Annotated in this window: 23 protein-coding genes; 15 read left to right on the plus strand and 8 right to left on the minus strand. The window is 68.3% G+C overall.

Annotated features, from left to right (window positions below; all coding sequences use genetic code 11):
- Nucleotides 1–32 precede the first annotated feature (32 nt).
- Nucleotides 33–1,784 carry an ATP-binding protein gene (locus UCD39_RS01095; protein WP_330494303.1) on the minus strand — a complete coding sequence of 584 codons (1,752 nt, stop codon included), beginning with the start codon at nt 1,782–1,784 and terminating at the stop codon, nt 33–35.
- Entirely contained in the window at nt 1,777–3,288 is a 1,512-nt protein-coding gene (locus tag UCD39_RS01100) for an ATPase domain-containing protein (RefSeq protein WP_330494304.1), read from the minus strand. The genes UCD39_RS01095 and UCD39_RS01100 overlap by 8 nt, the downstream gene beginning before the upstream one ends.
- Before the next feature lie 432 nt (nt 3,289–3,720).
- Here UCD39_RS01100 and UCD39_RS01105 point away from each other — a divergent pair, with 432 nt between their 5' ends.
- The 11 genes from UCD39_RS01105 to UCD39_RS01155 all read left to right on the plus strand — a co-directional run bounded on the left by UCD39_RS01105 (nt 3,721) and on the right by UCD39_RS01155 (nt 15,272).
- A complete protein-coding gene (locus UCD39_RS01105; RefSeq protein WP_145730547.1) occupies nt 3,721–3,930 on the plus strand; it encodes a cold-shock protein in 210 nt (69 codons plus the stop codon).
- Between the two features lie 177 nt (nt 3,931–4,107).
- Nucleotides 4,108–4,377, plus strand: a complete 270-nt coding sequence (gene infA, locus UCD39_RS01110; protein ID WP_145730545.1) for a translation initiation factor IF-1 — start codon at nt 4,108–4,110, stop codon at nt 4,375–4,377.
- 75 nt (nt 4,378–4,452) lie between these two features.
- Nucleotides 4,453–5,109 (plus strand): PAQR family membrane homeostasis protein TrhA, encoded by a 657-nt coding sequence (gene trhA / locus UCD39_RS01115; protein WP_330494305.1) that lies wholly within the window; start codon nt 4,453–4,455, stop codon nt 5,107–5,109.
- Nucleotides 5,110–5,159: 50 nt separating this feature from the next.
- Nucleotides 5,160–5,372 carry a hypothetical protein gene (locus UCD39_RS01120; protein WP_330494306.1) on the plus strand — a complete coding sequence of 71 codons (213 nt, stop codon included), beginning with the start codon at nt 5,160–5,162 and terminating at the stop codon, nt 5,370–5,372.
- Nucleotides 5,373–5,793: 421 nt separating this feature from the next.
- On the plus strand, nt 5,794–6,648 hold the full coding sequence (locus UCD39_RS01125; RefSeq protein WP_330494307.1) for a universal stress protein: 855 nt from the start codon (nt 5,794–5,796) through the stop codon (nt 6,646–6,648).
- Nucleotides 6,649–6,705: 57 nt separating this feature from the next.
- Nucleotides 6,706–7,743 (plus strand): zinc-dependent alcohol dehydrogenase family protein, encoded by a 1,038-nt coding sequence (locus UCD39_RS01130; protein ID WP_330494308.1) that lies wholly within the window; start codon nt 6,706–6,708, stop codon nt 7,741–7,743.
- Nucleotides 7,744–7,914: 171 nt separating this feature from the next.
- Nucleotides 7,915–8,874 (plus strand): LOG family protein, encoded by a 960-nt coding sequence (locus UCD39_RS01135; RefSeq protein ID WP_330494309.1) that lies wholly within the window; start codon nt 7,915–7,917, stop codon nt 8,872–8,874.
- Nucleotides 8,804–10,414, plus strand: coding sequence for an MBL fold metallo-hydrolase (locus UCD39_RS01140; protein ID WP_330494310.1), 1,611 nt, complete (start codon nt 8,804–8,806; stop codon nt 10,412–10,414). Before UCD39_RS01135 ends, UCD39_RS01140 begins: the two co-directional genes overlap by 71 nt.
- A 17-nt stretch (nt 10,415–10,431) precedes the next feature.
- Nucleotides 10,432–11,427 carry an HlyD family secretion protein gene (locus UCD39_RS01145; protein WP_330494311.1) on the plus strand — a complete coding sequence of 332 codons (996 nt, stop codon included), beginning with the start codon at nt 10,432–10,434 and terminating at the stop codon, nt 11,425–11,427.
- Nucleotides 11,424–14,141 (plus strand): ribosome-associated ATPase/putative transporter RbbA, encoded by a 2,718-nt coding sequence (rbbA, locus tag UCD39_RS01150; RefSeq protein WP_330494312.1) that lies wholly within the window; start codon nt 11,424–11,426, stop codon nt 14,139–14,141. Before UCD39_RS01145 ends, rbbA begins: the two co-directional genes overlap by 4 nt.
- 3 nt (nt 14,142–14,144) lie before the next feature.
- Nucleotides 14,145–15,272 (plus strand): ABC transporter permease, encoded by a 1,128-nt coding sequence (locus tag UCD39_RS01155; protein WP_330494313.1) that lies wholly within the window; start codon nt 14,145–14,147, stop codon nt 15,270–15,272.
- Nucleotides 15,273–15,299: 27 nt separating this feature from the next.
- Here the strand turns inward: UCD39_RS01155 and UCD39_RS01160 are convergent, their stop codons facing one another.
- The gene (locus tag UCD39_RS01160) at nt 15,300–16,283 is read right to left on the minus strand and encodes a zinc-dependent alcohol dehydrogenase family protein (protein WP_330494314.1); all 984 of its coding nucleotides are present in this window, start codon (nt 16,281–16,283) and stop codon (nt 15,300–15,302) included.
- A gap of 209 nt (nt 16,284–16,492) precedes the next feature.
- Between UCD39_RS01160 and phbB the strand changes: the two genes are divergently transcribed.
- Together phbB and UCD39_RS01170 are read left to right on the plus strand one after the other, a co-directional pair.
- A complete protein-coding gene (gene phbB, locus UCD39_RS01165) occupies nt 16,493–17,218 on the plus strand; it encodes an acetoacetyl-CoA reductase (protein ID WP_330494315.1) in 726 nt (241 codons plus the stop codon).
- 32 nt (nt 17,219–17,250) lie between these two features.
- Entirely contained in the window at nt 17,251–19,134 is a 1,884-nt protein-coding gene (locus tag UCD39_RS01170; RefSeq protein ID WP_330494316.1) for a PHA/PHB synthase family protein, read from the plus strand.
- Between the two features lie 13 nt (nt 19,135–19,147).
- On the opposite strand, the gene UCD39_RS01175 is transcribed toward UCD39_RS01170, so the two are convergent.
- The 4 genes from UCD39_RS01175 to UCD39_RS01190 form a co-directional block, all read right to left on the minus strand.
- Complete coding sequence (locus UCD39_RS01175) at nt 19,148–19,996, minus strand: SDR family oxidoreductase (RefSeq protein WP_330494317.1); 849 nt, start codon at nt 19,994–19,996, stop codon at nt 19,148–19,150.
- A gap of 126 nt (nt 19,997–20,122) precedes the next feature.
- Entirely contained in the window at nt 20,123–20,443 is a 321-nt protein-coding gene (locus UCD39_RS01180; RefSeq protein ID WP_145730518.1) for a con-10 family general stress protein, read from the minus strand.
- Nucleotides 20,444–20,731: 288 nt separating this feature from the next.
- The gene (locus tag UCD39_RS01185; protein WP_145730516.1) at nt 20,732–20,971 is read right to left on the minus strand and encodes a con-10 family general stress protein; all 240 of its coding nucleotides are present in this window, start codon (nt 20,969–20,971) and stop codon (nt 20,732–20,734) included.
- A gap of 169 nt (nt 20,972–21,140) precedes the next feature.
- Nucleotides 21,141–21,779 (minus strand): UdgX family uracil-DNA binding protein, encoded by a 639-nt coding sequence (locus tag UCD39_RS01190; protein WP_330494318.1) that lies wholly within the window; start codon nt 21,777–21,779, stop codon nt 21,141–21,143.
- 173 nt (nt 21,780–21,952) lie between these two features.
- Between UCD39_RS01190 and UCD39_RS01195 the strand changes: the two genes are divergently transcribed.
- Nucleotides 21,953–22,801, plus strand: coding sequence for a nickel/cobalt efflux transporter (locus UCD39_RS01195; protein ID WP_330494319.1), 849 nt, complete (start codon nt 21,953–21,955; stop codon nt 22,799–22,801).
- Between the two features lie 27 nt (nt 22,802–22,828).
- Here UCD39_RS01195 and UCD39_RS01200 read toward each other — a convergent pair whose 3' ends face one another.
- Nucleotides 22,829–23,665 (minus strand): LysR family transcriptional regulator, encoded by an 837-nt coding sequence (locus tag UCD39_RS01200; RefSeq protein WP_330494320.1) that lies wholly within the window; start codon nt 23,663–23,665, stop codon nt 22,829–22,831.
- Between the two features lie 119 nt (nt 23,666–23,784).
- Between UCD39_RS01200 and UCD39_RS01205 the strand changes: the two genes are divergently transcribed.
- Entirely contained in the window at nt 23,785–24,783 is a 999-nt protein-coding gene (locus tag UCD39_RS01205; RefSeq protein ID WP_330494321.1) for a zinc-dependent alcohol dehydrogenase family protein, read from the plus strand.
- The last annotated feature ends 17 nt before the right edge of the window (nt 24,784–24,800 follow it).

A 24,800-nucleotide genomic window follows, 5' to 3' on the forward strand; every position in this document is an offset into this window, starting at 1 on the left:
GGCCCCCTGCGGGCCCCGCGACCCGCGCCTGATCAGGCGGGGCCGGAGCGCTCCATCATTTCCGACACCTTCGCGGCGAGAACATCCAGGGTGAAGGGCTTGGTGATCATGTCCATGTTGGTTCCCAGGAAACCGGCCCGGATGGCGGCGTTCTCGGCGTAGCCGGTCACGAACAGCACGGGCAGGCCGGGCCGGTGCTCCCGCGCGATCTCCGCCAACTGCCGGCCGTTGATGCCAGGCAAGCCGACGTCGGACACCAACAGGCTGATGGGCCGGTCGGATGTCAGGATGGCCAGGGCGGCGGCGGCCTCGCCCGCCTCCGCCACCTCATAGGACAGTTCCTCCAGAACGTCCCGGATCAACAAGCGGACGGACGTGTCGTCCTCCACCACCAGCACGCGCTGCCCCCTGCCCTCGCAGGGCGTCGCCGCCGGGGGCGCGGCCTCCTCCACCGGCGGCGGATCGTCCGCCCGGAGGTAAAGCGATACGGCCGTGCCCACCCCCGGCTGGCTGTGGATGCGGACCTGCCCGCCGCACTGCCGGGCGAAGCCATACACCATGGACAGGCCCAAGCCGGTGCCCTGGCCAACCGGTTTGGTCGTGAAGAACGGCTCGAACGCCTTTTCGATCAGCTCCGCCGACATGCCCACGCCGGTGTCGGAAACGGTGATCACGACATACCGGCCCACGGCCACCTCCGGCCGGGTGGCGATGTAGGCATCGTCCAGGTGGACGGCCTTCATCTCCAAGGTCAGTTGCCCACCCTGGGGCATGGCGTCCCGCGCATTGATCACCAGGTTGAGGAGGGCGTTTTCCAGCTGGTTGGCGTCGGCCACGGCATGGGGCAGGTCCGGCGCCTCGATGACGCGCAGTTCTATCGTCTCAAGGATGGTCCGGCGCAGCAGATCCTCCAGCGACCGGACGAGGGCGCCGATATCGAGCGGCTTGGCATCCAGCGATTGGCGGCGTGAGAAAGCCAGCAGCCGGGCGACCAGTGTCGCGGCGCGCTGGGCGGAGGTGGAGGCCGCGTCCATGTATCGCTCCAGCCTGTCCACCTGGCCGGCGGCGATGCGGCGCCGCATGATGTCCAGAGAACCGATGATGCCCGTCAGCATGTTGTTGAAATCGTGCGCGATGCCGCCGGTCAGCTGCCCCACCGCCTCCATCTTCTGGCTTTGCCGCAGGGCCGCCTCCGCCTGCATCAGCCGGCTGGTGCGTTCGGCCACCCGCTCCTCCAAGGTGTCGTTCAGCGCCTTCAGCTGCCCTTCGGCGGCCTGGCGCCGCATGACGTCCAGGCGCAGTTGCGCCTCGCTTTCCGCCAGCGCCTGGCGCGCCCGGTCCCGTTCCTCCAGGCGGTCACGCATCTCGAACTGCTTTTGCCGGGAGCGCATGGCCGAATCCAACGCGCTCAACAGCGATTGCTGGCTCAGCGGACGCTCCAGGACCACGGCGTTGCCGAACAGGCCCCAAAGGTGGGCCCGCGTCGCCTCCATGGCCCGCGTCCCGCCCGTGCGCTGTGCGGCCAGCAGGACGAAGGGGATGTCCGACCAGTCCGGCTGGTCCCCCAAGGCCGCCCGCAAGGGGCCGATGTCCCGGCACAGCGCCTCCTCGGTCAGAAGGACGACGCCCGCCTGGTCGTCCAGACCGCAGGCCAGGGCCGCGATGTCCGGATGAACGGCGGCGTGATAGCCGCTTCGCGCCAGCAGGCCCGCGACGCTTTCCGCATCGCGCCCGAACGGCGCACAGATCAGGACGCGACGCCCCTCGGCGGCGGACTTATGCATCGGCGCGGCGGTCCCTCATCAGTGGACCGGGATCCCCCGTATATTCCGGGGTGCCGGTCATGACGCCGCGGAAGGCGGTGAGCGGGCGTCCCACGCGCAAGCCGGACGCATCGACCTTGAACTCCCGGATCGCGTCCTCATGCGGCCCCGCCCGGTTCTTCAGGACCGAGACCGCCTTGCGCATGCGCCCCTCCGCCTCGAAGAACCGCAGCAGAAGGACGGTATCCGCGATGTAGGAGATGTTGAGGTTGCTGGCCATGCTTCCCAACAATCCTTGTTGCGGATTGATGAGGAAGGTCACGACGCCCTGCTGGTTGAGGTAGGACAGCAATTCGTGCATCTGCAGGATGAGCTGCTTTTCCTGCGGCATGGACGCCATGTAGCCATTCAGGCTGTCGATCACCAGCATGCTGATGCTGCGGCTCTCAACCTCGTGCCGGACGCGGTGGGTGAACTCCCCGGGCGACAGGGCGGCCGGTTCCACCTGTTCCACCCGCAGGCGACCACTTTCAAGGTGACGGGAGATGTCGAGGCCGAAGTCGGCGGCCCGGGACAGCAAGGTGCCGATGCGCTCATCGAATTCATAGAGGGTGGCGCATTCCCCGCGCTCGCAGGCGGCGTAGAGGTATTGCAGCGTGATCGTCGTCTTGCCCGTCCCGGCCGGCCCGGTGATCAACGTGCTGGTCCCCCGCAGGGGACCGCCGTTCAGCATGGCGTCCAGTTCCTTCACGCCACAGCCCACCGGCTCCTCCCGATAGGGCGCGTGGTGATGCGAGGCGATGAGCCGGGGATAAATTTCCAACCCGCCGGTGCGGATGGTGAAATCGTGGAAGCCGGCCACGAAGTCCACGCCGCGCAGCTTCTGCACCTGCAGGCGCCGCCGGGCGGGCCCGAAATCGAGGGTCAGCCGTTCCAGGGTCACCACGCCGTGACAGATGCTGTGCAGGTGGCAATCCTTGCCGTCGTCCGGCGACGTCATGTCATCGACGAAGATGACGGTGGAATTGCGGCCGGCGAAAAACTGCTTCAGTCCCAGAACCTGACGGCGATAGCGCAAGGGGTCCTGCGCCAGAAGGCGCATTTCCGACAGGCTGTCGAAAACGACCCGCTGCGGCTGCACACGCTCCACCTCCCGCTGGATCAGGCGCACGGTTTCCCCCAGCTCCACCTCCCATGGATGCAGGATGGATTGCTGGCGCCCGTCGCCTAGCACCGCGTCCACGGCGCTCAGCTCGAAAACGTCAAAGTCCCCGATGCTCCAGCCGTGGGAGGCGGCGACCACCGCCAACTCCTCCCGCGTTTCCGACAGCGTTATGTAAAGCGTCCTTTCCCCGGCCGCCGCGCCGGCACGCAAGAACTCTAGCGCCAGCGTCGTCTTGCCGGACCCCGGCATCCCCTCCAGTAGGTAGAGCCGCCGGGGTGGCAACCCACCGCGCAGGATGGCGTCGAGCCCGGGATTGCCGGTGGAGATTTTCTCCACCACGTCGTGCATCGGCATATTCATTGTGGTCACTCCTGCCCCCCGCGCCTTCATAAACGGTCGCTGCCCAAGCCGAGCGGGCTTGAGCCCAAGCGTGGAGCCCAAAGCGTGGAACGAGGCATGACGGCGCGGATACGGTCCCGGCCGACCTGGGTCTACCTCGGAAAGTGACGGAAACAACGGGGTGGACGTAAAAGTTCCCGGAAAAAGAGAAGGGGCACGAAAGTCCGCCACCTCCGCCCCCAAAGGGGGCGTGTCTGGTGGCGCCCCAGCGTTGCGCCGGAGCCGTGCCAGACGGGGCTTGCAATATGCAGCCCCGAGGCTCATGTTGGGGAAGTCGATGTTGCTGCTGGGCTACTGACCGGCGGATGCCGGCCTTCCCTGTCGTGATTTTGGCGCCCGTGCCGCACTCCCGCGCCGGGCAGCTCCGATCGGGAAAACCCCAGGAGATATCTCATGTCTATCGGTACCGTGAAGTGGTTTAACAGCACCAAGGGCTTTGGCTTCATTCAGCCCGAGGATGGCACCGCCGACGTGTTCGTCCACATTTCCGCCGTTGAGCGCTCGGGCATGGGCAACCTGTCTGAAGGCCAGAAGGTGAGCTTCGAGATCGTCCGCGACCCCCGCAAGGGCAAGTCGTCGGCGGAGAACCTGCGCGCCGCTTGAGGCTCGTGGTTTCGGCTTTTGAAGAGCGACGGCATGGCCTCCATGCCGTCGCTTTTTTTTCAGCTTGAAACAGGATGCGATCAGATCGCGTCCTGACCCTAACCTGTTCATGATAGAGCGGATTTGTACGATCAGATGATTCCCCCTGATCGCGCCCCGCTCTAACGGGAGGCCGCGATGGCCAAGGAAGAATACCTCGAATTCGAGGGTAAGATCGATGAGGCGCTGCCCGATGGCCGCTTCCGGGTCATGTTGGAAAACGGCCATTCGATCATCGCCTACACCGCCGGACGCATGCGCAAAAGCCGCATCCGTTCTCTGGCTGGCGACCGGGTCACCGTCGAGATGACCCCCTATGACCTGACCAAGGGGCGGATCGTCTTTCGCCACAAGGATGAACGGCCCGGCACCGTTCCCCTGCATAGGCCAGCGCCGCGTCGGCGCTGAGCTGTGGACGGGGGCCAAGCCATTCGCCCGGCCCCCGCTCACCCCATTCAATGCCAGTCCCTCAAGGAGCGTGCGATGACCGTTGCGACCGCCGCGCGTTCCACCCCGCGTTACAGCAGCGGGGAGTACCGGGCCGACGCCGTCGTCCATGTCGTGGGGGTCACGGCGGCGCTTATCGCCGGCGTCCGGCTCATCGCCTTGCCAGTGGGTCCCAACGCCACCGACGGCGCCTTGGGGCTGGCGGTTTACGCCCTGGCCATGGCGGCGATGCTCACGTTCTCCGCCGCCTACAATTTATCCCAACAACGATCGCGCAAGGAATGGCTGCGACGCCTGGACCATGTCGGCATCTTCCTGGCCATCGCGGGAACCTATACCCCCCTTCTGATGCGCCTGCCGTCCAACCGTGCCGCCCTGGCCCTGACCCTGGTCTGGGCCATCGCCCTGGTCGGCGCCCTGCTGAAGCTGTCGGCGCCGCGCCGGTACGAGCGCATGGGCCTGGCCCTTTACCTCGGGCTGGGGTGGATCGGACTGCCCTTCATACCGGCGCTAGCGGGGCGGTTACACCCCGACACCGCCCTCCTGATCGGCATCGGCGCGGTGATCTACACCGTGGGCGTCGGGGCCTATCTGATGGAACGGGTGCGATATCACAACGTCATCTGGCACCTGATGGTGCTGGCGGCGGCGGGCTGCCACTACGCGGCGATATGGGGGGAGTCCCATCCCTGAAACGGCGGCCACCCGGCTGACCATGAACCACCTTTTTCGGAGAACACTCGATGTATCCCCATAAATTCGCCATCGGCCAACGCGCCGTTCTGCGTCCTGGACCAGGCGAAACCCGCCCCGCCGGCCCCACCGTCAGCGTCACCCGGCAATTGCCGGCGGAGGGACGGGATCCGCAGTACCGGATCAAGGTGGACCAGGACGGCCAGGAACGGGTTGTGCGCGAAAGCCAGTTGGAAGCGGTGCGGACGCCCGCGTCCGCCTGACGCCCCCCGTCCCCTCAACACAATTTGTGGGAGACCCCTTTGGAAAAGCCCCCGGTTGACCAGGCGAAGGACGGGAACACTCCCGGCGAAAACGATCCGGGGCCAGCCCCGGAGACGCCCAAGCCACCGGAGGTCCGGCATCTGAAGGAAGCCGACCTGTCGGATGAGGCCCGACAACGCCTCTATGCTTGCCTGGCCGCACCCCCCTCACCCCATCGCCCGAACACCAACCGCTGGCAATCGATGCCACGCCGCAAGAAGCCCGGCCCAAGCTGAAACAACGGCGCCGGCAGCCCGCCGGACAAGGTTGACCTGGGTCAATGCCCTAAAACGCCGTTTGGGCGACTGTCCAAACGGCTGGCGACCCGGCATCGTGCCCCTCGGGCATGAACAGGCCGCACCCCCTATGAGGGCCGGCACCATGATCAAAGAAATCCTTGTCCACCTGGATGGCAGCGCCGACGACGAAAGCCGCATCCTGCATGCCGACCGCCTGGCGGTGGCGCATCAGGCCCATGTTCGTGGCCTGTACCTCACCATCCTGCCCGATCCACCGGAAAGCATCGCGCACTACAGCGTCACCCGCGGCGCCCTGGCCGACCATTTGCGGGAGTGCCAGGCGCAATGCCGGCTGACCGAGCAGGCGCTGGCGCAGCGGTTGGACGCCCTGTCCTGCCGTCATGAATTATGCCGGTTCGATCACGTGGCGGCCGAGGTCGGCGGCCTGATCGCCGATCAGGCGCGCATGGCCGACCTGCTGGTCGTTCGCACCCCTTACCGTGTCGCCGAACCAAACCGCGCCAGCGACGTGGTGGAGGCGGCGCTGTTCGGGTCCGGCCGGGGCGTATACGTCATTCCGGAGGAGGACCCGTTGCGGCTGCAGCCGCTGGACACGGTCCTGATCGCCTGGAAAAACAGCCGGGAGTCGGCCAATGCCGTGGCCCAGGCCCTGCCTTTCCTGCGCCGGGCCAGCCGGGTCGCCATCGCCGTGGTGGAAACCGGGGCCGATGCCCGGCGGGCGGCGGAGGGCCACCGCGACCACTCCGCCGAGGATCTGGCCCGCTACCTGTCCCACCATGGCGTGACCACGGAAATCCGACGCCTGGGCAAATGGGACAACATCTCCGCCGGACTGTTCAACGAGGCCGAGCTGTTGAACGCCGGCCTAATCGTGGCGGGGGCCTACGGCCGTTCACGCCTGCGGGAATGGGCCCTGGGCGGCGTCACCCGCGACATCCTGACCAAGACGCCCATCCCGGCCCTGCTGGCCCATTGAGGAGGGGGCGCCCCCGCCCCCCTCATTCCTGACCCCATACTTGATAGGAGACCACCCATGAAGGCGCTTGTCTATCAAGGCCCCGGCCGCAAGGCGCTGGAGCAGCGGCCGAAGCCGGAGATCAAGGATCCCGGCGACGCCATCGTCCGCATCACCAAGACCACCATCTGCGGCACCGACCTGCACATCCTGAAGGGCGACGTGCCCACCTGCCTGCCGGGCCGCATCCTGGGCCATGAGGGCGTGGGCGTGATCGACGCCGTGGGCCCGGGCGTCACCATGTTCAAGCCGGGCGACCGCGTGCTGATCTCCTGCATCACCGCCTGCGGCACCTGCGACTATTGCCGCCGCGGCATGTATTCCCACTGCCGCACCGGCGGCTGGATCCTGGGCAACGTCATCGACGGCACCCAGGCGGAATATGTCCGCATCCCCCATGCCGCCACCAGCCTGTACCCCATTCCCGAGGGCGCGGATGAGGAAGCGCTGGCCATGCTGAGCGACATCCTGCCCACCGGCTTTGAATGCGGGGTGCTAAACGGCAAGGTGGCGCCGGGCGCGACCGTGGCCATCGTCGGCTCCGGCCCCATCGGCTTGGCGGCCCTGCTGACGGCCCAGTTCTACAGCCCGGCGGAGATCATCATGATCGACGTCGACGACAACCGGCTGGAGGTGGCGCGCCGCTTCGGCGCCACCCGCACCGTGAACAGCGCGGCCACCAACGCGGTGGAGGCGGTGAAATCCTGGACCGATGGCGCCGGCGTCGACACCGTGATCGAGGCGGTGGGCATCCCCGCCACCTTTGAGCTGTGCCAGGACCTGGTGGCGCCGGGGGGCACCATCGCCAATGTCGGTGTCCACGGCCACAAGGCCGACCTGCACCTGGACCGCCTGTGGGCCCAGAACATCGCCATCACCACCCGGCTGGTGGACACCGTCAGCACACCGATGCTGTTGAAGACCGTGCAATCGCGGAAGCTGGACCCCAGCGTGCTGATCACCCACCGCTTCACCCTGGACGGCATCCTGTCGGCCTATGACACCTTCGGCCACGCCGCCGACACCCGGGCCCTGAAGGTGGTGATCAGCCCCTGACGTCCGCCGGCCGCGGCGCTGGAGACCGCGATAACCAGGGGCCCAGTAACCAGGGATTGAGGTGAATCATTTTGCCAACCGCCGGGATGGTTAATGGTTGGGTCATGAACGGATGGGGGAGCGGCGCCGAAGCTGCTTCCCCTACCGGGCCTGACAAGGACACATTACACCATGTCCACCCAGCAAATCCCCGACCCCAGCGGTGCGCCCCCCAGTAACCAGGCCCAGCGCAACTCGTCCTCCTATCGCCTGCCGGCCTTGGACCATAAATTCATCCTGAGCGACAGCATGCGCGGCACCCGCCTGATGCTGGAGTATGAAAAGGCGGAGGAGCGGCTGCGGGATTGGGGGGTGCGCTCAACCTTGGTGACCTTCGGCAGCGCCCGGGTACGTCCCCCCGACGCCGCGGCCACGGCGGAGGAGGCGGCGCGGATGGCGGAGTTCCCCCAGTCCACCCGCTGGTATGCCGAGGCCCTGGCCTTCGGCCGGCTGGCGTCGGAGCGGGGCGGCGCGTTGGACGGCTGGCCGGGGGGCTACCGCGACAATGTCATCACCACGGGCGGGGGCGGCGGGCTTATGGCGGCCGTCAACCGTGGCGCGTGGGAGGTGGGCGCGCCCAGCATCGGCTTCAACATCGCCCTGCCGCATGAACAGGAACCCAACCCCTACACCACGCCGGAACTGACCTTCCAATTCCATTACTTCGCCATGCGCAAGCTGCACTTCGCCATGCGGGCGGCGGGGCTGGTCATCTTCCCCGGCGGGTTCGGCACCCTGGATGAGATGTTCGAGATCCTGACCCTGCGCCAGACCGGCAAGTCCGCTCCCATCCCCGTGGTGCTGATGGACAAGGCCTACTGGACGCGTGTCCTTGACTTCGGCCTGCTGGCCAAGACCGGCATGATCTCCGCCGCCGATCTTGAGCTGTTCAGCTTCGCCGACGATGCCGAGGGGATATGGCGCGCCCTGCTGGCCCATGGCCTGAAGGTGGCGCGACCGCATGGCACCGACACGTCCTCAGCGTTCCAGAGACTCTTGATCCTGCGAAGGGCCCGTCCCTATGATCCCCAGCGTCACCTTCCACGGCGCCGCCGGTACCGTCACCGGCTCCTGCACCCTGATCCGCCATGACGGCGGCACCCTGCTGATCGACTGCGGCCTGTTCCAGGGGCCCAAGACGGTGAAGGAGCTGAACTACCGCGACTTCCCCTTCGACCCGCGCGAGCCGGCGGCCCTGGTGCTGACGCACGCCCATATCGACCATAGCGGCCTGGTGCCCAAGCTGTGCCGCCAGGGCTTCAAGGGGCGCATCCATTGCACCAGCGGCACCCGTGACCTGCTGACCTTCATGCTGCCCGACAGCGGTTTCATCCAGGAAAGTGAGGTCCAGCACCTGAACCAGCGCAACCGGCAGCGCGGCCGGGCGGAGGTGCAGCCCATCTACACCCGCAAGGATGCGGAGGCCTGCCTGGACCAGCTGGAGCCGGCGGACTACGGCACCTGGATCGACGTGATGCCGGGGGCGAAGATCCGCTTCTGGGACGCGGGCCACCTGCTGGGCTCCGCCTCGGTGGAGGTGAGGGTCGCAGGCGATGGCGGTGAGCAGACCCTGCTGTTCTCCGGCGACCTGGGCCCCGGGGACAAGCCGTTCCACGGCCTGCCGGAGGGGCCGGCCGGGGCCGACTGGGTCTTCTGCGAATCCACCTACGGCGCCACGGTGCGCCCGCCGGTGGACAACCAGGAGCGCCGGCGCCAACTGGGTGTCGAGGTGGCGGAGGCGCTGAAATCCGGTGGTGTCCTGCTGATCCCGGTCTTCGCCGTGGAGCGGACGCAGGAGCTGCTCTATGACCTGAACCAGTTGATCGACGACGGCACGCTGCCGCGCACCGACATCTTCCTGGACAGCCCGCTGGCCGTGAACGTGACGGACGTCTTCCGCCGGCACCTGCCCGACATCAACCACGCCGGCGTGGCCACCCCCTTCGACCGTCCCTACTTCCACCCCATCACCGAGGTGGAGGGCAGCAAGCGCCTGAACCGGCTGGGCGGCGGCGCCATCATCATGGCGGCCAGCGGCATGTGCGACGCCGGCCGCATCCGCCACCACCTGAAGAACCACCTGTGGCAACGCAACGCCACGGTGCTGTTCGTGGGCTACCAGGCGCCGGGCACGCTGGGCCGCCTGCTGGTCCAGGGCCGAAGCCCCGTCCGCATCCATGGGGAGGAGGTGGAGGTGCGCGCCCGCATCCGCACCCTGGACAGCTATTCCGGCCATGCCGACCAGGCGGAGCTGCTGGCCTGGCTGGCGGCGCGCGGCCCCATCCGGGGCGGCGTCGCCCTGATGCATGGCGAAACCGCGCCCCGGCAGGCGCTGGCGGACGCCCTGGCCGCCTCCGGCCTGGCAGTTCCCATCCACCAGCCGGCGCTGGACGAGACCATCGTGCTGCGGCCCGGCAAGGCGGAGCGCGTCCCCGCCGCCCAGCCGCGCCTGGTCACCGTGCCGGATGAGGACTGGCACAATCTGTACGCCCGCACCGTGCTGGACCTGAGCGAGCGCCTGCGCCACGGCGACGATGCCGAGCGGCTGGCGCTGCTGCGCGAGGTCGCGGCCCTGCTGACGCCCCCTGAAGCCGCCCCCCGAAAAACCGCCCCCCAAGAAACCGACCGATAAAGAGGATCACGCGGATCATGCGCATCCTGAAGTTCCTGCTGGTGATCATCCTGCTGGCCGGCGCCGCCGGTGGCGGTTATTGGGCCTGGCTGCGGACACGGCCGCCCGTGCTGCCCGCCGGCTTCGTTTCCGCCGATGGCCGTATCGAGGCGCAGGAGGTGGACATCGCCGCCAAATACGCCGCCCGCGTCCTGAGCATCGAATTCGAGGAGGGGCAGCTGGTCCAAGCCGGCACCATCCTGGCCCGGCTGGACGTGCGCGACGTCCAATCGCAATACCGGGCCGCCGCCGCCGCCCTGGCGCAGGCGCGCAAGACCCGCGACCAGGCCGCCAGCCTGGTGGTGCAGCGGCAAAGCGACCTGGACTTCGCCAACAAGGAGATGAACCGGGCGAATGAGCTGTTCACGCGCGGCAACGTCTCGCAACAGCGAGTGGACAGCAACCGCAACCAGCTGCGCAGCGCCGCCGCCGCCCTGCAGTCGGCCAAGAGCGGCCTGAGCGCCGCCGACGAGGCCATCCGCGCGGCGGAGGCGGACGCCGACCGGCTGCGCGACCTGGCCGACGACGGCATCCTGAAGGCGCCGGTGACGGGCCGCATCCTGTACAAGCTGGCCCAGCCGGGAGAGATGCTGGGCGCCGGCGGCAAGGTGGCCACCCTGCTGGACCTGTCGGACGTCTACATGACCTTCTTCCTGCCCACGGAATACGCCAACCGGGTGGCGCTGGGGGCCGAGGTGCGGCTGCTGCTGGACGCCCTGCCCGGCCTGGCCGTTCCCGCCGCCGTCAGCTTCGTGGCGCCCAAGGCCCAGTTCACGCCCAAGCAGGTGGAAACCCGGGCGGAGCGGGACCGCATGATGTTCCGCATCAAGGCGCGGGTGCCCCAGGCCCTGGTGACCAGCCATATCGAACAGGTGAAGACCGGCGTCAGCGGCACGGCCTATGTCCGCCTGGACGCGCAGGCCGCCTGGCCGGCCTGGCTGCAATCGCGGCTGACGACGACGGCGCCGCAATGACCGGCCAGGCGCCAACGGCCGTACGGGTTGCCGGCGTCAGCCACCGCTATGGCCGGACGGGGGCGCTGGCGGCCGTGGACCTGACGGTCCCGGCGGGCGGCACCCTGGCCCTGATCGGCCCCGATGGGGTGGGCAAGTCCACCCTGCTGGGCTTGATCGCCGGGGCGAAACGCCTGCAGGATGGCACGCTGGAGGTGTTGGGCGGCGACATGGCGCGGGGTTCCGACCGGCGCCGCCTGCAGCCGCGCGTCGCCTTCATGCCCCAGGGCCTGGGCCGCAACCTCTATCCCGACCTGTCGGTGCGGGAGAACCTGGAGTTCTTCGGCAAGCTGTTCGGGCAAGGAGCGGGGGAGCGGAGCCGCCGCATCCACCACCTGCTGGCCGCCACCGGCCTCGCCCCCTTCCCCGACCGGCCGGCGGGCAAGCTGTCGGGCGGCATGCGGCAGAAGCTGGGCCTGTGCTGCGCCCTGATCCACGACCCCGACCTGCTGATCCTGGATGAGCCGACCACCGGCGTCGATCCGCTGTCCCGCCGCCAGTTCTGGGACCTGATCGACAGCATCCGGGCGGAGCGGCCGGGCATGACCCTGCTGGTCGCCACCTCCTACATGGATGAGGCCCAGCGCTTCGAGCGGGCGGTGATGATGGACGGCGGCCGCATCCTGGCGGACGGGACCCCGGCCGAGCTGATGGCCCGCACCGGCACCGCGGACCTGGAGGCCGCCTTCGTCGCCCTGCTGCCGCCCGACCGGCGCGGGCCCGCCGACGGCGCCGCCGTGCCCGCCCTGCCCGCCGGTCGGCCCATCGCCATCGAGGCGCGCGGACTGACGCGGCGCTTCGGCGACTTCGTGGCCGTGGATGCGGTCAGCTTCGCCATCCCCAAGGGGGAGATTTTCGGCTTCCTGGGGTCCAACGGCTGCGGCAAGACCACCACCATGAAGATGCTGACCGGCCTGCTGCCAGCCAGCGCCGGCACGCCCCTGCTGTTCGGCCAGCCGGTCGACCCCGGCGACCTGGCCACCCGCCGCCGCGTGGGCTACATGGCCCAATCCTTTTCGCTCTATGGCGACCTGTCGGTGGCGCAGAACCTGGACTTGCACGCCACCCTGTTCGGACTGCTGGGGGCCGCCGCCGACGCGCGCGTGGCCGAGGTGGTGGCCGACTTCGGCCTCGCCCCCTACCTGCCGGCGCTGGCCGACAGCCTGCCCCTGGGGGTGCGCCAGCGCCTGTCGCTGGCCGTGTCCGTACTGCACAAGCCGGAAGTGCTGATCCTGGACGAACCGACGTCGGGCGTGGACCCGGTGGCGCGCGACGCCTTCTGGCGCCAACTGACCACGCTGTCGCGCGACCAGGGCGTCACCATCTTCGTCTCCACCCATTATATGAACGAGGCCGCGCGCTGCGACCGGGTGGCCTTCATGCAGGCCGGCCGCGTCCTGGCGGTGGGGGCGCCGGAGGCGCTGCGCCAGGAGAAGCAGGCCAGCAGCCTGGATGACGCCTTCGTCGCCTATATGCGGGAAAACGAGCCGGAGGAGGCGCCGCCGGAAACGGCCCCGGCGACGCTGATCGAAACCCCGGCGGCGGAGTCCGGCGGCTTTTCACCGCGCCGCCTGTCCGCCTACGCCCTGCGCGAGGGGCTGGAGCTGCGGCGCGACCCCGTGCGCCTGACCGTGGCCCTGCTGGGCACCCTGCTGCTGATGCTGGTCTTCGGCTTCGGCATCAATTTCGATGTCGAGAATTTGCGCTTCGCCGTGCTGGACCGCGACCACTCCCCCCTGTCGCGCACCGTGGCGGAGGCGTTCTCCAGTTCCCGCTACTTCCAGCAGACGCCACCGGCCACGGACGCGGCGGACGGCCTGCGGCGGCTTCAGGCCAACGATGTCGCCCTGGTCGTGGACATACCGCCCGACTTCGGCCGCGATGTGAAGAAGGGCACGCCGGCGGAGGTGGCGGTGCGCATCGACGGCGCCATGCCCTTCCGTGCCGAGACCATCCAGGGCTATGTCGCCGGCCTGTTCCAGCGCCTGCAGCAGGATCTGGCGACCGAGGCAGGGGTCGAGGCGGCCCCCGGGCTCAGCCTGGTGCCGCGCTTCCGCTACAACCAGGCCTTCCGCTCCGTGGACGCCATGGTGCCCTGCGTCATCGGCCTGCTGTTGGTCTTCATCCCGTCCATCCTCACGGCCCTGGGCGTGGTGCGGGAGAAGGAGCTGGGCTCCATCACCAACCTTTATGTGACGCCGGTGTCGCGGCTGGAATTCCTGCTGGGCAAGCAACTGCCCTACATCGCCATCGCCTTTTTCAACTACGCCGTCATGGTGGTCATGGCCCTGGTCATCTTCCATGTGCCGCTGAAGGGCAGCTTGGCCGGCCTCAGCCTGGGCGCGCTGGCCTATGTCATGGCCACGACCGCGCTGGGCCTGCTGGTGTCCTGCTTCGTCAGCACCCAGACGGCCGCCGTCTTCGGCACCGCCATCGCCACCATGCTGCCGGCCATCCAGTTCTCCGGCATGATGCAGCCCGTCTCCACCCTGTCGGGCATGCCGCACCTGCTGGGCACGCTGTTCCCCACCACCTATTTCGTGAAGACGGTGGTGGGCTCCTTCACCAAGGGGCTGTCGCTGGCCGAGCTGACACCCTTCATCCTGTCGCTGTTGGCCTTCTTCCCCGTCCTGGTGCTGACGGCGGCCGTGTTGCTGCGCAAGCAGGAGGCATAAGCCATGGCCGCCTTCCGCAACCTGCTGACCCTGGCGCGCAAGGAGCTGGCCGGCCTGCTGCGCGACCGCTTCATGCTGTTCTTCGTGCTGTACGCCTTCACCGGCATGATCTACCTGCAGGCCACGGGCATCAGCCACGAATTGCGCAACGCCTCCATCGCCATCGTGGATGAGGACCAGTCGCCGCTGTCGCTGCGCTTCCGTTCCGCCTTCCGCCCGCCGGACTTCCAGGCCCCCGCCCTGATCGCCAAGGGGGAGGTGGACCGCGCCATGGCGGACGCGCGCTATACCTTCGTGCTGGACGTGCCGCCAGATTTCCAGTCCGACCTGCTGGCCGGCCACGGCGCGGAACTGCAAATTCTGGTGGACGCCACCGCCATGATGCAGGCCGGCATCGGCGCCGCGCAGATCCAGTCGGTGCTGAGCGATGAGGTCAGCCGCTTCCTGGCGCGCGACAAGACCGCCACCACCTCCGACGCCGTCAGCGCCCAGCTGCGTTTCGCCTTCAACCAGACGCTGGAGACGACGCGCTTCACCGGCATGATGGCCATCCTGTTCAACGTCACCATGCTGTCGGTGCTGCTGACCGGCGCCGCCGTGATCCGCGAGCGCGAGCATGGCACGCTGGAACACCTGCTGGTCATGCCGGTCCGGCCGCTGGAGATCATGGGGGCCAAGGTGCTGGCCAACGGCCTGGTGGTTCTGGCGATGACGGGCCTGTCCCTGGCCGTCGTCATCCGCTGGGCCCTGGGCATCCATCTGGCCGGGTCCATTCCCCTGTTCATGGCGGGAACGGCCGTCTACCTGTTCTTCACCACGGCGCTGGGCATCTTCCTGGCGACGGTGGCGCGATCCATGCCCCAATTGGGCCTGCTGTTCATCCTGATCGTCCTGCCGCTGAACCTTCTGTCCGGCGGCAACACGCCGCTGGAGAGCATGCCGCTGTGGCTGCAGCGGGTCATGCAGTTCTCGCCCGCCACCCAGTTCGTCGCATTCGCCCAGGCCATCCTTTACCGCGGGGCGGACATCACGCTGGTCTGGCGCCATTTCGCCGCCGTGGCCGCCATGGGGTCGCTGTTCTTCCTGCTCAGCCTGTGGCGCTTCCGCCGGCATCTGGCGGCGGCGCGATGACGAGATGGGCGCCCTTGGGAGGCGCCCTTACGGCACCAGCACGGCGGCGCCGGTGAGGCGCCCGGCGCGCAGGTCGGCGATGGCCTGGTTGGCCTGGGCCAGGGGATAAGAGGTGACCTGGGGGCGGATGCCGGCCAGGGGCACGATGCGCAGGAAATCCAGGGCATCGTCCCGCGTCAGGTTGGCCACGGACACCACCTGCCGCTCCCCCCACAGCAGGTCATAGGGGAAGGCGGGGATGTCGCTCATGTGGATGCCGGCGCACACCACCCGGCCGCCCTTGCGCACCGCCGCCAGGGCCGCGGGCACCAGCGCGCCCACCGGCGCGTAGAGGATGGCGGCGTCCAGCGGTTCCGGCGCCGGCCCATCCGACCCGCCGGCCCAGACCGCGCCCAGGGACAGGGCGAATTCCTGCGCCGCCAAATCATCGGGCCGGGTGAAGACATAGACCTCCGCCCCCTGCCAGCGGGCCACCTGAAGGATGATGTGACCGGCGGCGCCAAAGCCATAAATGCCCAACTTGCGGTGCGGTCCCACCATCACCAGCGACCGCCAGCCGATCAGCCCGGCGCACAGCAGGGGCGCGGCCGTGGCGTCGTCCAGATCGATGCCATCCAGGGGATAGACGTAGCGCGCCTCCGCCACCATGAGGGTGGCGAAGCCGCCATCGCGGGTATAGCCGGTGAAACCCGGCGCATCGCACAGGTTCTCATGCCCTGACAAACAGTAGGGGCAATGCCGGCAGCTGTGCGCCAGCCAGCCCACGCCCACCCTCTGCCCCACGCCAAGGCCGGACACACCCGGCCCCAGCCGGTCCACAACGCCCACGACCTCATGTCCCGGTATGCGGGGCAGGCCGCCCGGTGGCAGGTCGCCGTCGATCACGTGCAGGTCGGTGCGGCAGACGCCGCAGGCATGGATGGCGATACGAACCTGATCGGGGCCCGGCTCCGGGTCCGGCAACTCCCTCTCCTGCAAGGCACCCGACGTTCCCAACACCATGGCGCGCATGACGTCACCCCACACCGAGATTATTGGACCCAGATTATTGGCCGCCCAGATCGCCGGCCACCCCCCAGGGAACCCTGGTCCCCCCACCCCCGCATTGATGCGGCGCAAACCGTGGGCACCGAACGCCATTGTTGATGCACCGCACCAAGGCCGCGGCGCGCCGGTGATCTCCTACGGTCCAACAGGCACTCATGGAAATGGAGGTTCTGATGGCACGCGTCGCTTTGGTCACGGGCGGGATCACCGGCATAGGGGCGGCGGTCAGCCTGGCCCTGAAGGGCGCCGGTCACACGGTGGTCGCGACATATCCTGCGTCGGAGGAGGCCACGGCCGCCGCCTTCCGCCGGGAGACAGGCCTGGCCACCGCCGCGTGGGACGTGGCCGACTTCGTCGCCTGCGCGGAGGGCATCGCCCAGGTCACGGCCAAACACGGCCCGGTCGACATCCTGGTCAACAACGCCGGCATCACCCGGGACGCCATGCTGCACAAGATGACGCAGGAGCAATGGCGCCAGGTCATCGATGTCGATCTGGGCGGCTGCTTCAACATGTGCCGCGCCGTGATCGAAAGCATGCGGGAACGCCGCTTCGGCCGCATCGTCAACATCAGCTCCGTCAACGGGCTGTCGGGCCAAGCGGGCCAGACCAACTACGCCGCCGCCAAGGCCGGCCTCATCGGTTTCACCAAGGCGCTGGCCCTGGAAGGCGCGGCGCGCAACATCACCGTCAACGCGGTGGCGCCGGGGTACACCAAGACCACCATGGTCGAGGCGGTGCCGGCCCCCATCCTGCAAACCATCGTCGACGGCATCCCGGCCAAGCGCCTGGCCCTGCCGGAGGAGATCGCCCGCGCCGTCGTGTTCCTGGCCGCCGATGAGGCCGGCTTCATCACCGGCGAAACCCTGTCGGTGAACGGCGGGAAATATATGCAGTAGTCCACGGCACGGATGGATGAATGGAGGACGCCATGACCCTCGCGAACCCTTCCGCCAGCACGCGCCCGCGCCGCCGGCCAGGATACCGGCCGGCGGCCGCGCAGGCCCCAGGCGCCCCCCTTCCCGCCGTCCCGCAACCCGACGTTCCGCCATCCGACGCCCCACCCCCCATCGTCCCGCCGGCCGCCACACCAGCGCCTGACCCCGACTTCCACGCGCTGGATAGGGCGTTGCGCGCCGCGGCGGCGCGGTTGACCCAGGGCCTGTCCCCCTCCGTCATCGCCGAGGCGTGGGCCGACTGGGCCATACACCTGACGGCCAGCCCGGGGCGGCGGCTGGCCCTGTCGCTGGCGGCCGCGGACGCCGCCGGACGGTTCGCCGTCTGGCTGGCGGAAGCGGCGGCGGGTGGCAAGCCCGCACCCTTGGTGGGCCCCCGCGCGGGCGACCGCCGTTTCGTCGATCCCGTCTGGTCGCAATGGCCGCATGTGGCGGTGGCCCAAGCTTATCTGCTGGGGGAGGCGCTGTTGCTGGACGGGGCGCGGCGGGTGCCCGGCGTGGCGCGTCAGCATGAAAATGAGTTGAGCTTCCTGTTCAGCCAATGGGCCGACGTCCTGTCCCCCACCAACCTGCCCTGGCTGAATCCCGTCATCGTCAGCCGGACGATGCAGGAGGGCGGCAGGAACCTGGTGCGCGGCGCCATGAACTGGATGGACGACGCCAGCCGCCTGATGAGGGGGGCCCCCCCGGCGGGGGCGGAGGAGTTCCAGGTGGGGCGGAACGTGGCCATCACCCCCGGCACGGTCATCCACCGCAACCGCCTGATGGAGGTGATCCAGTATACGCCGACCACGGCGACGGTGCGGGCGGAGCCCATCCTGATCGTGCCGGCCTGGATCATGAAGTATTACATCCTGGATTTGCGGCCGGAGAATTCGCTGGTGCGCTGGCTGGTGGACCGGGGCCACACCGTCTTCATGGTGTCGTGGAAGAACCCGGACGCCGATGACCGGGACCTCAGCCTGGACGATTATCGCCAACTGGGCGTCATGGCCGCCCTGGACGCCGTCAACCGCGCCGTGCCTGGTCAAAAGGTTCACGCCTGCGGCTATTGCCTGGGCGGGACCATCCTGTCCATCGCCGCCGCCACCATGGCCCGCGACGGTGACGACCGGCTGGCCAGCCTGACGCTGCTGGCGGCGCAGACCGACTTCGCGGAGGCGGGCGACCTGATGCTGTTCGTGGACGAACGCCAGGTCAGCCTGCTGGACGACCTGATGTGGTCCCAGGGCTATCTCAGCGGCGCCCAGATGGCGGGCGCCTTCCAGCTGCTGCGCCCCAACGACCTCATCTGGTCTCGCGTCATTCGCGACTATCTGCTGGGCGACCGGGAACCCATGAGCGATCTCATGGCGTGGAATGCGGATTCCACCCGCATGCCCGCCCGCATGCACGGCGAATATTTGCGAAGCCTGTTCCTGGAAAACCGCCTGTCGGCCGGCCGCTTCGCGGTGGAGGGGCGGGTCATCGCCCTGCGGGACATCAAGGTGCCCATCTTCGCCCTGGGCACGGTGCGCGACCATGTGGCGCCCTGGCGGTCCGTCTACAAGATCAATCTGTTCAGCGACACCGATGTCACCTTCACGCTGGTGTCGGGCGGGCACAATGTGGGCATCGTCAACCCGCCGCGCGGCGAACGGGGCAGCTACCAGACCCTGACCCGCACGGCGGATGAGCGGTATATCGACCCCGACACCTGGGCGGGGCTGGCGCCGCACCATCCCGGTTCCTGGTGGACGGCCTGGCAGGAATGGCTGGTCGCCAAGGGCGACGGCACCCAGGTGGCGCCACCGGCCATCGTGCCGGACGCGACGGCCCCCGACCTGCCTGCTCCCGGCCGCTACGTCCACCAGGCCTGATCCGGGCGTCGGGTCAGGAATTGACGATGGTGCCGCCGTTGGGGTGCATCACCTGGCCCGTCATGTAGGACGCCTCGTCACTGGCCAGGAAGACATGGCAGGAGGCGACCTCATTGGGCTGGCCGGGCCGGCCCATGGGGGTGTCCTTGCCATGTTCCGCCACCTTGTCCGCCGCGAAGGAGGCGGGGATCAGCGGCGTCCAGATGGGGCCGGGCGCCACCGCGTTGACCCGGATGCCCGCCTCCACCAGAAGCTGGGACAGGGACCGGGTGAAGGCCAGGACGGCACCCCGCGTGGCTGAATAATCTAACAGGTGGGGGCTGCCCTTGTACGCGGTGACGGAGGTGGTGTTGACGATGGCGCCGCCGCGCGGCATGTGCTGCAGCGCCATCTTGGACATGAAGAAATAGCCGAAGACGTTGGTGCGGAAGGTACGCTCCAACTGCTGCGCCGTCAGGTCACCCAGGCCGCCGGTGGTATGCTGCTCCGCCGCGTTGTTCACCAGGATGTCCAGCTTGCCGAAGGTGGAGACCACTTTCTCCACCGCCTCGCGGCAGAAGCCCTCCTCACCCACGTCACCGGCGATGCGAAGGCCACGGGCCCCTTCCGCCTCAATCAGCGCCACGGTGTCGGCCGCGTCCTCATGCTCATCCAGGTAAACGATGGCGACGTCGGCCCCCTCGCGCGCCATGGAGACAGCGACGGCCCGGCCTATGCCGCTGTCGCCACCGGTTATAAGGGTCGCCTTGCCCTTCAGGCGGCCGGCACCCGGGAAGCGGGGCGCATAATCCGGCGCCGGTGTCATCTCGCGTTCGCGACCCGGCTGGTGGTCCTGCTGCTGCGGGGGAATGGCGTCATCCATAGTGGCGCTCCATCAAGGTGGGGGATGCGGTGGGAACCATTGGCCGGTCCCCAGGTTCCAGCCGCCCATTGGCCACGCCCAACCCCAGGCGGAACGGGCGTGGCCATGGGCGGTAGACGCGCCGGATCAGCGATGGCCGTGCGCGGAGCCTCCCTTGCGACCGGCCTCCGCCGCCCGCGCCCGGTCATGGGCGAAGTTGCCACCGGATGCCTGCCCCCCCTTGCGGCCGGCCTCGGCCGCCAGCTCGCGGTCCTGGGAAAAGCTGCGCTTCTCATCCGGCACGTTCTGTCCACCCTTGCGGCCCGCCTCGGCGGCAAGGCCGGCATCCTGCGAGAAGCTGCGCTTCTCATCGGGCACGCTGGAGCCGCCCTTGCTGGCGATCTCGCGCTGCTTCTCGCCGTCCATCGAGGCGAAGCCGCGGCCACTGGTGCTGCTGTCCTTGGTCATGACGTCCTCTCTCCTTTGCGCATCGCGCCACCGACCCTTAAGGCTTCGGCAGCGTCCGCATACAAGGCGGGACATCGATAGTGGTTCCGTTTTATTTCGAGTTATTAGATGCTTTGAATACAGCTAAGAACAAGGCTCGCTTTCATCGTCGATATCAGACTGTTCGATTTCAATTCCCCAACAAGAAAGGGGCTGGACCCTCAGGCCCAGCCCCTCAACTCCGGACCGGATTCCGTTCTGCGCCGAAGCGCCGGCGGATCCGGCCCCTGGATGCCTTAACACTCGGCCTTAATGCTGGCCGCCCTTGCGGCCGGCTTCGGAAGCACGCTCACGGTCATGGGCGAAGTTCCCGCCCGAGGCCTGACCACCCTTGCGGCCCGCCTCGGCGGCCAGCTCATGGTCCTTGGAGAAACTGCGCTTCTCATCCGGAACGCTGGAGCCGCCCTTCGAGGCGATTTCGCGCTGCTTTTCATCATCCATCGAGGCGAACCCTCGGTTCGACGTATTGTTCGAAGTGTTGGAAGCCATAGGATCACTCCATTCTGCTTCTAGTCTGCTTCGGGATCGGTCCATCCGCCGCTGGCGGAACCTGGGCCGCCGACGCGTTCTCGCGCCGGATGAATAATAAAGGCTCAAAACCGTCGATTTGTTCCGAAACACTCAAAGAAATTCAAGTATTGATAAGTCAAAGCTTCGCTTATCCTTCACCTATAGTTATCAGGTGGCGCTCGACCATCTCCCGCGCCTGGGTCAGCGCCGCCACCAGAACGGCGAAGGTGCGGGTGCGGGCCTCCTCATCCCTAGCCCGCAGCACCGCCGACGGGTGATAGGTCGCCACGCCAGGGCGGCCATCCGCCCAGGTGAGCGGGCGCCCGCCTTCCCGCACCAGGACCACCACGCGGCCCATCAGCGACCGGGCGGCCGTGGCGCCCAGGGCCACGATGACGGCCGGCTGAACCAAGGCGATCTCGCGGTTGAGCCACCAGCGGCATGCCTCAATCTCACCCTGGTTGGGTCGCTGGTGCATGCGGCGCTTGCCCCGCATCTCATGCTTGAAGTGCTTCACCGCGTTGGTGACGTACAGGCGGCTCCGGTCCAGTCCCGCCTCCGCCAACGCCTGATCCAGGATGCGCCCGGCGGGGCCCACAAAGGGGCGCCCGGCCTTGTCCTCCTGGTCGCCCGGCTGTTCCCCCACCAGAACCAGCGGGGCATCCACCGGCCCGTCGCCGAACACAACCTGGGTGGCGGCGCGGTAGAGATCACAGCGCCGGCAGTCTGCGGCCTCCCCCGCCAGGCCCGCCATCTCCGCCCTTCCTGAACCCGTGTTGTGTGCCATGGCCGCTGTGATCCCCTATCGCTGTCCCCTGTCGGGACGGCACCGGCACGACAACGGTGGATGGAAAGGCGGGTTCCACTGGCACCGGGCATGCCCCCGTCGCGTCTTGCAATATCCCCTCGGGGGGGATAGGTTCAGCGCCCGTGCCAACCCCTGACCAGATCGACCACCCCATGACCCCGCTTTCAGACCTGCTGCAACAGGGCGCCGGCAACGCCTGGCTGTTCATCCCCAGCGCCATCCTGCTGGGCGCGTTGCATGGGCTGGAACCTGGACATTCGAAGACCATGATGGCGGCCTTCATCATCGCCATCCGGGGAACGGTGGGGCAGGCGGTGCTGCTGGGCCTGTCAGCCACCCTGTCCCATACCCTGGTGGTGTGGGCGGTGGCGCTGGCCGGCCTGCACTTCGGCCAAAGCTGGAACGCGGAGACGACCGAACCCTATTTCCAGATCGCGTCCGGTATCCTGATCATCCTGATCGCCCTGTGGATGCTTTGGCGCACGTATCGGGCCCAACGGGAAGAGGCGGCTCATGACCATGAGCACGCCCATGGCCACGGGCACCATCATGATCACGAGCATGATCACCACCACCATCACAACCACCATGCCGAAGGCCTGCCCTTGGGGGAAACGGGCTATCAGGACGCCCATGAGCGGGCGCATGCGGCCGACATCCAACGCCGCTTCGCCAACCGCACGGTGACGACGGGCCAGATCGTCCTGTTCGGCCTGACGGGCGGGCTGATCCCCTGCCCCGCCGCCATCACCGTGCTGCTGCTGTGCCTGCAACTGAAGCAGGTGACCCTGGGCGTGGCCCTGGTGCTGTGTTTCAGCATCGGCCTGGCGCTGACCATGGTCAGCGTGGGTGCGGCGGCGGCGCTGGGCATGCGCCACGCCTCCCGCCGCTGGGGAGAGGCCTTCACCACTCTGGCCCGCCGGGCGCCCTATGCGTCGGGCGCGTTGATCATCCTGGTCGGCCTTTATATCGGCTGGCAGGGATGGAGCGCGCTGGCCTGATCCGTCAATTGGCCAGGCGCTGAATGATCAGGTCGACCAGCGCCCGCAGGCGCGGCAATCGCCGCAGGTCGCGGTGATAGCCGATCCAGGTGTCACGGCTGGGCGGCGCCTCCCCCAGATCAACCCGCGCGATGCCCGAGGTGCTGTCCCCGAGAGGACGGGGAGGACGGCCAAGCCAACCCCCAGCGCGCACAGGCGCGCCTGGACCTCGCGGTTGTTGCTGCGTGATACCACGGTGGCCTTGGGCAACAGCCGCGTCACCCAGCCCACGTCGGGCATGCCGCCAAAGGCCGTGTCCATCAGCACCAGGCGGCAACCGGCGCCATCGCCCGCCACCGGGTTCCACAAACCCGGCTTGGCATAAAGGCCGTAGGGAATGGTCACCAGCTTGCGGGCGATGACCTCCGGCTCATCAAACGGTTTGATGCGCATCACCAGATCCGCTTCCCGCCGGGGCAGGCTATACAGACGCGGGTCGGTCAGCAATTCCACCACCACGGCCGGGTGCACGCCGGCGAATTCCGCCAGCACGGGGGAAAGCATCGTCACCCCGAACCAGTCGGAGCAGGAGACGCGCAACATGCCCTCCAGCCCGCCGACGCTGCCGGCCAGTTGGCGCTGCAGGGCCAGCGCCTCCTCCTCCATGCGCAGGGCCGGGCCCAGCATGGCCTGTCCCTCATCGGTCAGGACGAAGCCGTCGCTGGTGCGCTGGAACAGGGCGGCGCCCACCGCCTCCTCCAGCGCGCGCAGACGCCGGCCCATGGTCGGCTGCGTCTGGCCCAGTTTGCGGGCGGCGGCGCCCAAGGTACCTTCCCGCGCGATGGCCAGGAAGATGGGCAGGTCACTCCATTCCAGGACGCGCATGAATTTACCCAAACAAAACTGCATGGTGTTCGTACCGGCCTTAAGATTTTCATGCATCTTGGTTGGGCGCAAGGTTTGTGGGCGCCGATGAAGGCGCCCCCGAACCGGAGCAGAACACTATGGTCCCCACCATGAATGCCGCGATCGTCGAGACGCAGGACGGCCCCTTCCGCATCACCGACATCGCCCGCCCCCAGCCGACCCCAGGCCAGGTGCTGGTCCGCATCCAAGCCAGCGCGGTCAATCCGTTGGACACCAAGATCCGCGCCGGTGCCGCCGCCCATGCCCGCCACCCGCTGCCGGCCATCCTCGGCCTGGACCTGGCCGGCGTGGTCGAGGCGGTGGGGCCCGGCGTCACCGCCTTCCGCCCAGGTGACGAGGTTTACGGCATGACAGGCGGCGTGGGCGGGCTTCAGGGTTCCCTCGCCCAGTATGCCGCGGTCGATGCCGATCTGCTGGCGCTGAAGCCGGCCAACCTGACGATGCGCGAGGCCGCCGCCCTGCCGCTGGTGGCCATCACGGCCTGGGAAGGGCTGGTGGATCGTGCCAAGGTGGGGCCGGGCCAGACCCTGCTGGTCCAGGGCGGCGCCGGCGGCGTCGGCCACATGGCGGTGCAGATCGGTCGCGCGCTGGGCGCCACCGTCTATGCCACCGCCAGTGCGGAGGATGCCGAATACGTCCGCAGCCTGGGCGCCACGGCCATCGATTACGCTGCCGAAACGGTGGCCGATTATGTGGGCCGGCTAACCGGCGGCAGGGGGTTTGAGCTGGTGTACGACACCAACGGCGGCGCGGTGCTGGACGCCTCCTTCCAGGCGGTGGCCCGCTTCGGCCATGTGGTCAGCGCGCTGGGCTGGGGCAGCCACGCCCTGGCCCCCTTGTCATTCAAGGGCGCCACCTATTCCGGCGTCTTCACCCTGGCCCCGCTGCTGACAGGGGTAGGCCGGGCCCACCACGGCGAAATCCTGGCGCAGGTCAGCACCCTGGTCGAGACCGGCAAGCTGCTGCCCCGCCTGGACCCGCGCCCCTATACCCTGGATACGGTGGCGGACGCCCACGCGGCCCTCACCGACCGCAGCGCCAAGGGCAAGGTCGTGGTCTCGATCAGCCGGGAGTGATGGGGCGCGGTGCCCCG

This window comes from Nitrospirillum karajorum, from assembly GCF_036348415.1.
In the GTDB taxonomy this organism is placed as follows: Bacteria; Pseudomonadota; Alphaproteobacteria; order Azospirillales; family Azospirillaceae; genus Nitrospirillum; species Nitrospirillum amazonense_B.